The 8,645-nt window shown below is 68.4% G+C and carries 6 protein-coding genes; 2 read left to right on the top strand and 4 right to left on the bottom strand.

Annotation, left to right across the window (positions count from 1 at the left end):
* The 4 genes from FJY88_02435 to FJY88_02420 form a co-directional block, all read right to left on the bottom strand.
* On the bottom strand, positions 1 to 1,266 hold a 1,266-nt coding region (locus FJY88_02435), incomplete at its 3' end, for a hypothetical protein (GenBank protein MBM3286196.1).
* A 61-nt stretch (positions 1,267 to 1,327) separates the two neighbouring features.
* Positions 1,328 to 1,534, bottom strand: a complete 207-nt coding sequence (locus tag FJY88_02430) for a dodecin domain-containing protein (protein MBM3286195.1) — start codon at positions 1,532 to 1,534, stop codon at positions 1,328 to 1,330.
* Between the two features lie 104 nt (positions 1,535 to 1,638).
* Positions 1,639 to 2,814, bottom strand: coding sequence for a molybdopterin-synthase adenylyltransferase MoeB (gene moeB, locus FJY88_02425; protein MBM3286194.1), 1,176 nt, complete (start codon positions 2,812 to 2,814; stop codon positions 1,639 to 1,641).
* 85 nt (positions 2,815 to 2,899) lie between these two features.
* The gene (locus FJY88_02420) at positions 2,900 to 4,375 is read right to left on the bottom strand and encodes a S1 RNA-binding domain-containing protein (GenBank protein ID MBM3286193.1); all 1,476 of its coding nucleotides are present in this window, start codon (positions 4,373 to 4,375) and stop codon (positions 2,900 to 2,902) included.
* A gap of 65 nt (positions 4,376 to 4,440) precedes the next feature.
* On the opposite strand from FJY88_02420, the gene FJY88_02415 reads away from it, so the two are divergent.
* A complete protein-coding gene (locus FJY88_02415; protein ID MBM3286192.1) occupies positions 4,441 to 6,654 on the top strand; it encodes a DUF3857 domain-containing protein in 2,214 nt (737 codons plus the stop codon).
* A complete protein-coding gene (locus FJY88_02410) occupies positions 6,654 to 8,555 on the top strand; it encodes a DUF3857 domain-containing protein (protein ID MBM3286191.1) in 1,902 nt (633 codons plus the stop codon). The genes FJY88_02415 and FJY88_02410 overlap by 1 nt, the downstream gene beginning before the upstream one ends.
* Positions 8,556 to 8,645: the final 90 nt, after the last annotated feature.

Here is an 8,645-nt window from a genome sequence, read left to right as displayed (position 1 = left end):
TGTGAGGAGCAACGCTCCCGCCAGACCCCGGTGGCCCGGCGACGGGCGCGCGAACCCGCCCGCCGCGGTCGCCGCCGACCAGATCGCGATCGCGACCGCGGGCAGAACGAAGATGTCCCAGTCCCGCGCCATTCCGAGCTGGGGGTTTGCGACGAGCGCGAAGAGAGCCGGCCCCACGGCGAGGCATGCGAGGAAGACCGCGCGGCGGCGCGCGATCGCGTCCGTCCCGGCCTTCGCCCTCCAGGCGAGCGCAAGGGCCACGGGAAGCCCGGGCGCCGCGAGAAGAAGCGCATTTGCAAGATCCGCGAGATGGACCGGGGAGTAGAGGCCGTATGCTGTGCGCGCCGTCCAGCGGCCGAGAGGGGGAAGGAAGGCGCCTTCTCTCGCCGCCTCGCCCGCCAGGTCGCCGAAGGGATAGCGCAGGAGGATCAGCGCGAGCAGACCGACCGCCGGAATCGAGACGATCCCGAGCAGCGCGTCGCGGCGTCTGCCGTCGAGCCATCCCTTGATCAGGAGATACCCGATCGCGGGGGCCGCGAAGAGCGCCTGCGCGTGGCAGAGAGCCGCAAGGACGAAGGCAAGCGCGGCCAGGGCGACGGGGGAGTCGCCGGCCAGGGACCGCGCGCCGAGCCACGCGAAGAGGAGAAACGCGGTCAGTCCGAAGCCGTAGAACTCCGGGTAGCCGGCGAAGAGATGCAGGCCTCCCCCGAGCGCGATCACGCCGAACGCAAGCGCACGGGCAGCGGGCGAGTCCGCCAGCGCGACCGACAGCCTGTGCGCGAGCAGCAGGAAGCCGACGCCGAGCGCGGCCTCCAGAACGACGAAGCTCGCATGGCTGCTCCAGCCGAGAGGAGCGGAGACGAGCCGATGGAATCCGATGACGACCGCCTGCGAAAGCGGTTCCCGGTGCGCCGCGCCCGCGGAGCGCACCCCCTTGTCGATCGCCGAGAGGTAGGTCTGCGCGTCGCCGAGAAGCGGATTGCCTGAACGCAGGAGTATCAGGACTCCCAGGAAGATCCCGATCCCCGCCCCGGCCGAAAGCATGGTTGCCGCCCGCGCGGGAGGGGGAGAGAGCGGGCGGAGGAGAGCCCTCCCCACGGCAGGGATTGCGGAGGCCGCGAAGAGCAGGAGCCCGATGGCCTTCAGGGCCGGACCGCGGTCGGCCAGGGAATCGAGCCCCCAGAGCCAGGAGGAGGGAAAGAGGGTCGCCCCGGCTCGCAGAGCCAGCACGGCCCACAACAGGGCGTAAGCGACTCGAAGCTGCACGGAAGCCGTCGGGCGTGAAGCGGGATCGAAGGAAGGAATCAGCCGCGCCGCCCGGGTCGCCTCAGTCGAGCTTGAATCCCAGTCTCATGCCGACCTGATACTCGACGATGGCTCCCTTTTCGACCCGTCCGCGCGTTTCCGTGACCTCGAACCATCGGATCTCGTGCACGGTTTGCGCTGCCTTCGCCACGGCGTTCTTGATCGCGTCCTCGATCGAGACGCCGCTGATACCCACCAGATCGATGTACTTGTAGACCCCTCCGGTCATCGCATCCTCCTTCCGCCTGCGGAGCGCCCCAGGCTCTGGGCGCGCTCCGACCATTCGGTGGCCATCGCGAGACCGTACCACGGATCCGCGGCGGCCCGACAGCGCTAATAGCGGGGGACCGAGGGGTCGACGCGCACAGACCAGGCGTCGATCCCGCCGGTCAGATTCAGCACGCGGGGGATCCCCCCCCTCTTCATCATCGCCACGGCATGCGCGCTGCGGACTCCCGTGTGGCAGAAGACGACATGCTTCGCGCTCCGATCGAGGCGTGGAAGCTCTGTCCAGAGATCCGCGAGGGAGATCAGCCTCGCTCCCGGGATCGTCGCGATCCTCTGCTCGAAAGGCTCGCGCACATCTATCAGGACGATCGACTCTCCCTCGCGGAGCCGCGCGGCCAGCTCCTCGACGCTGATCGCGCCTGCGCCCGCCTCCTTCTCTTCGTCCGCGCCGCCATGCCTGGTTCCGCAGAACTCCTCGTAGTCGATCGGAGCGCGGATCGTCGGATTCGGGCCGCAGACCGGGCAAGCCGGGTCCTTGCGAAAGGAGATCTCCCGGAAACGCATCGCGAGCGCATCGACAAGAAGGAGCCTCCCGGTCAGGGTCTCGCCGCGGTCCAGGATCAGCTTCAGGACCTCGAGCGCCTGGAGCGTCCCCAGGATCCCCGGCAGGACGCCGAGCACGCCCGCATCGGCGCAGGCCGGCACGGTCCCCGGCGCGGGCGGCTCGGGATAGAGGCACCGGTAGCAAGGACCCCGCCGCGCGCCGAACGTGGAGATCTGTCCCTCGAAGCGGAAGATGCTCGCCTGGACGTTCGGCTTGCCCGAGAGGACGCAGACATCGTTGACCAGATAGCGCGTGGCGAAGTTGTCGGCTCCATCGGCCACGATGTCGTACCGCGCGACGATCTCCATGGCGTTGGCGCCGGTGAGTCGCTCCTCATGCGCATCGATCTCGACGTGAGGATTGATGTCCCTCAGTCGAACGGCCGCCGCGGCGACCTTCGGCGCTCCCACGTCGGAAGCCGAGTAGAGGATCTGGCGGTGGATGTTGGAGAGATCGACCCGATCGAAATCGATGAGCCCGATCCTGCCGATGCCGGCCGCCGCCAGATAGATCGCCAGGGGTGAGCCGAGCCCGCCCGCGCCTACGCAGAGAACCCGCGCCTTCTTGAGTCGCTCCTGGCCCGCTTCCCCGACCTCGGGCAGAACGATCTGACGGGCGTACCGGCGCAGCTCCTCGGGACCGAGCTGCCTCTCGCCTCCGCGGCTGTCAGGGATCATGGACGGGGTTCCGGACAGGCTCGGCCGCACCCGAGACACGAGGCGATGCGCAATCCGTGCGTCTCGGCGGCGGTCAAGAGATGTCCTAGCCGGCCGGTTGGTCCTTCTGCTGCAAGGCTCGCCGTAGCGCCTCCGCCATCGCGCTGGGCACGCCGCGGCTGGCGGCCGGCCCTGCGGCTTGAGCCCCGCCGGTCTGGGGAATGCCCAGGCGAATCCGCCCCTTCTCGTCGATCTGCAGGACCGTCACCTCGACCCTGTCGCCCAGAGGGAGTCTCTTGGCGAGCCCCGGGCCTCGTCCGACGCCGGCTTCCTCCAGCGGGAGGAGTCCGCTGACGCGGCTGCCGAGGGATGGCAGATCAATGAACGCGCCGTAGGGCTTGTGAGCCCGGACGACTCCCTCCAGGGTCTTCCCGATGTGCGCCAGGGGGGACTTCTCGACATTCTCGCGCATCGAGAGGGAGATTCTCCGCTTCGAAGGATCGACCGAGAGCACCTTCACGTCGATGACCTGTCCCTCGCGGAGCGCGTCGCGCGGGTGCGCCAGCGTGTCGTCGCCGATCTCGGAGATGTGAAGGAGTCCCTCGATCCCGGGGCGGAGGCGGACGAAGGCTCCGAAGTCGGCCATGCGCACGACCTCGCCCGAGAGCTTGGCGTTCGCCCTGATCTCCTCCGGCAACTCGTGCCACGGATCCTGCTGCGCGGCCTTGATGGAGAGAGAGATCCTGTCGCGGCCCTTCGCATCCTTGCCCAGCTCGAGGATCCTCACTCGGACGCGGTCTCCGGCCTTCAGGCTCTCGGAGGGATGGGCTACGCGGTCGTGCGAGATCTCGGAGACATGGACCATCCCGTCGATCCCCCCGAGATCGACAAAGGCGCCGAAAGGCTCGAGGCGCGCGACAGTCCCTTCCCGCTCCATCCCCACGAAGAGGCTGGCGCGGAGCTTGACGGCGGCCTCGTCGCGCTGCGCCTGCAGGAGGGCGCGGCGGGTGACGACGATCCTCCGCCCCTTGTCGCCGAGGTCGAGGATCTTGAACTCCAGGGTCTGCCCCACATAGACGGACGCGTCGGGGCAGTAGCCCAGATCGATCTGCGAAACCGGACAGAAGGCGCGGCGCCCTCCAAGGTCGATCTCGAGACCGCCCGCGTTGACCCCGGAGACCTTCCCGCTGACGGGAGCGCCGCTGCGCAGGGCTTCCCGCAGAATCTCCAGGCCGTCGTCGTGGGACGGGATGAAGGCGGGGGAGAGGACGACCGTGTCCTCGTTCGCCACGACATAAGCGTCGATCGTGTCGCCGATCTTGGCCTGCAGAGAGCCGTCGGGCTTCCGCAGATGTCGCGTCTCCATCGTGGCCTCGCTCCTGCCTCCGTAGTCGAGGAAGGCCGTATCGTCGCCAAGGCTCAGGATCTTGGCATGGACGCGCTGCCCGACATCGGGAATCGGCAGGACGGTGTCGAGGTCGCGCAGCACCTCCAGGAAGTCGGCCTTGTCCTCGCCTCTCTTCTTCTCGGCGGGGCTCCCTGCCTCATCGGGCATCTGGTTCGATTCAGTGTCGTGGCTCATTCATCCTCCAGACCGTTGGCCCGCAAGTGAGCCTATCAGGTCGGTCCCTCTGGGTGAAGAGAGGTATGGGGGAGCGTCCCGCCCGGTCTCCGCCGCCCGCAAGGAGCCGCCCGTCCCCGCCGTCGCCCCGCCGGGAGGTGGACAGTGGCCGGCGATGTCCCTATCGTTCAGCGCGTTCTGGCCTGTCGGCGCCGGCCGATTCTCGGCAGACTCTCTGGGGAGGATTCATGGATCGATCGATCCGCGCGGGCAGCATCTGTTTGTCTCTTTTCATCGCCGCGGCCTGGCCCATCCCCCATCCCGAGGGGGCGAGGGCCGGATCGCTCTCCGCGGGCCTGGCTCGCGGAAGCTCGTCGCTCGGATCCATCGAGGCGGCCGACTCGATCGCGCACTGGATCGCCGCCGCGGGCGATTCGACCGACTGGCCCGACGCCGCTCTCGTTGCCGTCTTCGATCGGTCGGAAGTCGAGGTCGAGGAGAGCGGACTGGGACATGTCCGCCGGCGGACGCTGACGAAAGTCCTGACGGAGGAAGGGGCGAAGTCGCTGGCGACGCTGCGCTTCGACTATGACCCCGCCTCGAACATGATCCGTATCGACGATGTGAGGATCCACCGCGAGGGAGGCGCCGTCCTGCCTGTCGACGCCGCCGACGCCGTCGATCTCTTCGCGCCGGCCGACATGATCTACTGGGGAGCGAGGATGAAGATCCTCTCCCTGCCGAGGCTCAACGTCGGCGACGCCGTCGAGGTGCGGACCTACAAGAAGGGATTCCAGATCGCCTATCTCGGGGACGGCGCCGATCGGCCGGAGGACGACGAGAGATACATTCCCCCGATGCGCGGCCACTTCTACGATGTCGTTCTCTTCCAGGAACAGCACCCGATGAAGGAGAAGACCTACCGCCTGCGTGTCGCGCGGGACAAGCCGGTCCAGTACGCGATCTACAGCGGCGCCCTGCGGTCATCCCTGGTCTTCGCCGACTCTTTCCTCGTCTACACATGGCAGGCGAGGGACGTCCAGGCGTACGAGGAGGAAGACCGCGCGCCGGATCCGCCCGACTATCTTCCCAAGGTTGTTCTGGCGACGGTCGAGAGCTGGCCGCAGAAGTCGCGCTGGTTCTTCGAGGTCAACGAGCCGGTCTTCGAGGCCGACGACGGGATTCGCCGCAAGGTGGCGGAACTGACGGCGGGACTGAAGGACGACGACGAGAAGATGGCGGCGCTTCTGCATTGGGTCGCTCAGGAGATCCGCTACTCGGGTCTCTCGATGGGGAAGGGAGAGGGATACACTCTGCATCCGGGGATCATGACATTCGCCGACCGTTGCGGGGTCTGCAAGGACATCGCCGGGATGCTGGTGACGATGCTCAGGGCGGCGGGCTTCACGACCTACCCGGCGATGACGCAGGCCGGAGCGCGCGTGGAGGCGATTCCGGCCGACCAGTTCAATCACTGCGTCGTGGCCGTCGAGCGGCCGGATGGAAGCTTCACGATGCTCGACCCCACGTGGGCGCCCTTCAACCGGAGCGTCTGGTCCCGCTACGAGGGGGAGCAGCACTACGTGATCGGATCGCCCAGGGGCGAGGGGCGCGAGCGGATCCGCTCGTTCTCGCCCGAGGAGAGCCGCATGACGATCGAGGGCCGGGCGAGGCTCGAGCCTGACGGAACTCTCTCCGGGGAGATGACGATCGTGGGAACCGGCGCATCGGACGCGCGTCTGAGGGGACTGATCGGCGAGACCCCGAGCCCGGAGCGAGCGGAGGCGCTGATCGGTCTGCTCTCCTCCCTGGGTCCGTCGGCCGAGCTGACCGACGCCCGCTACCTCGATCCCCGCGACTTCTCGCAAGACACTTCGATCCGGATCGGCTATCGCGTTCCGCGCTATGCCGCGGTCGCGGAGACGATCCTCACATTCGTCCCGCCCGCTCTTCGGGTGGCGTCCCAGACCGCTCGGTTGACCCGGCTGCTGGCCTTCGCAGGGGAGAAGGAGCGCGCCTACGAGGCGCTTCTCTGGTTCAGCCAGCGGGTCGAGGTGAGCGAGCGGGTCACGCTTCCCCCGGGATTCCGGTCGGCCGCAGGCGTCGACTCCGTCTCCGTCGAGCGGGACGCCGCGTCGGTCCGCGGGCACTACACGCCTTCGGGCGGCGAGGTCCGGACAACCATGACAGCCGTGAGCAAGCGGCGCACGGTTCCGGCAAGAGAGTGGGCCGGCGGCGTCGAGGCGGCCGACTCGCTGCGGGCCTTCGGGACCAGACAGCGCTGGGCGAGGAGAAAGTGATGTCGATCACGAGGCGCTTCCTGTTCTGCTTCATCTGCGCGTCGACCCTGCCGGGAGTCGGGGTCTCTGCCGAGACGCCCCTCGGTCCGCCGACGCAGGATCTTCTCGCGATCGAGGCGACGGCGAGGACGCATCACAGCGACGACTGCGTCATTCTCTTCCGCGGGGTCGAGGTCGTCCTGGATCCGGATGGGCGGGTGAGCCGGCGGATCCGCCAGGTCGAGCGCCTGCTGACCGACGCGGCGATCGCCCACAGGGGCGACAGGCGGGTGGCGTTCGACACGACCAGGCAAGAGCTCGCCGTCAGCGTATGCAGGGCGTTCATGCAAGACGGCACCGAGGTGCCCGCCCTTCCCCGGGCATTCAACCGCACGACGCCCGATCGCGTGTCGCGCTGTCCCGATCGGGCCGGTCTGCAGGAGATCGTGATCAGTTTCCTTGGCGTCGAGCGGGGCTGCCTGGTCGAACTCGACTACGCGATCAAGGATCGCGCATCCTGGCTGCCCTGGCTCGAGGGGGCCGAGGGGATTGGCGACGAGGCTCCGGTCATGGCCTGCGAGGTGGGGATCACCGTTCCCTCCGGGGCGACCTTCCACTGGGCGGCCGCGGGCGGCGGAGTCGATGCGGGGACCGCTCCGCGGATCGAGGGGAATCGGCGGAGCTGGCGCTTCACGGAGATTCCCGCATACCCCTACGAGGGCGGCCTTTCCGACCTGGAGAGGCGGCCTCACTTGCTCTACTCCACCTGCCAGGGATGGGGTTCCCTTGCGGGATGGATCCGCGGCCGCGTCATGGATGCGGCGATTCCGGATGAGGCGATCGAGAGCTGGACGCGCGGGCCGATGCCGAGCGGAAGGCCGCCCCTCGGAGACAAGGACCGCCTCGCCACGGCGTCGTGGCTCCTGCGAGAGCGGATGAACGCGGCGGACGATCCGACTCTTGACTGGCAGCTTCCCGCGCGGCCGGCCTCCCGCACGTTCGCGACCTCCTGCGGCAACATGCTCGATCGAGCCGCGCTGGCCGTTGCCGCGTTGCAGGCCCTCGGCCTCAAGACCGACCTCGTGTTGCGACCGGCAGTTCCGCGCGTCATCCGGGAGGTTCCCGCACTCCTGCAGTTCGACGAGATCTGGCTAGAGCGCGGAGCGCATCGTCTCGCGGTGCGTGAGGGAATCTCGGGCCCGGCGATCGATCCCGGCGCCGCGGAAGAGGTCCTGGCATGCGCGGGCGAAGCGGCGACGTTCCGGAATCTGGGTGATAGACGAAGCCGAGGACGCCTCTCGTTGAGGCTGCGACAGGATGAGGACGGGGGAGTCGCCGGAGAGGCCGTGCTCGACATGAAGGGCGCGATCTGCCGGTTCGCTTCCCACGAGGATCTGAAAGGATTCCTCGACGGGTTCGCGTCGGGACTCGCCGAGGGAGCGGAGGTCGCCGGCTACCGCGTCGATGCTCTCGGCCCCGACACCCTGTCCCTCCTCTTCTCCTTCACGGGAGGGAGCCTCGGCGATTCGATCGGGCCCCGAGCGCGCATGCTTCCCATCCCGTCGCTGCCGGGGATGCCCGAAGCGATTCTGCCCGAGGGCGTATCGCTCTCGCGGACCGAGCGCGACACGCCCCTTCGGCTCCCCTTCCTCATCGAGGAGGAGATCGACCTGAGAGTTGACCTTCCGCCGGCGACGCGGCCGACGATCCTTCCCGCGGCGGGGCGATTCGAGGGTGGGGGATGCCTGGTCGAGACGGAAGTGGATGCGGAGCCCAAAAGCGTCCGCATCCGGCGCAAGCTGGTCGTCGCCGAGCCCGTCATCTCTCCGGAGAGGTGGCCGGACTTCCGGGCCGTGCTGCTCCGGAGGTTCGAGCGAGACGCGAACGGTCTTTGGCTCGCGGGTTCCGGCGCGCACCGGTGAGCGGCAGGCGCCGCGACGCGGGGGCGGATGCCTGATTCCGCTTGACCAGAGGGGGGCTCTAGCCGAACATTCCCGGTGGCTCATGGCTGT

Source organism: Candidatus Eisenbacteria bacterium, assembly GCA_016867495.1.
GTDB lineage: Bacteria > Eisenbacteria > RBG-16-71-46 > CAIMUX01 > VGJL01 > VGJL01.
The sequence above is the reverse complement of the archived record's forward strand: the minus strand, read 5'-3'. Positions and strand labels throughout refer to the sequence as shown.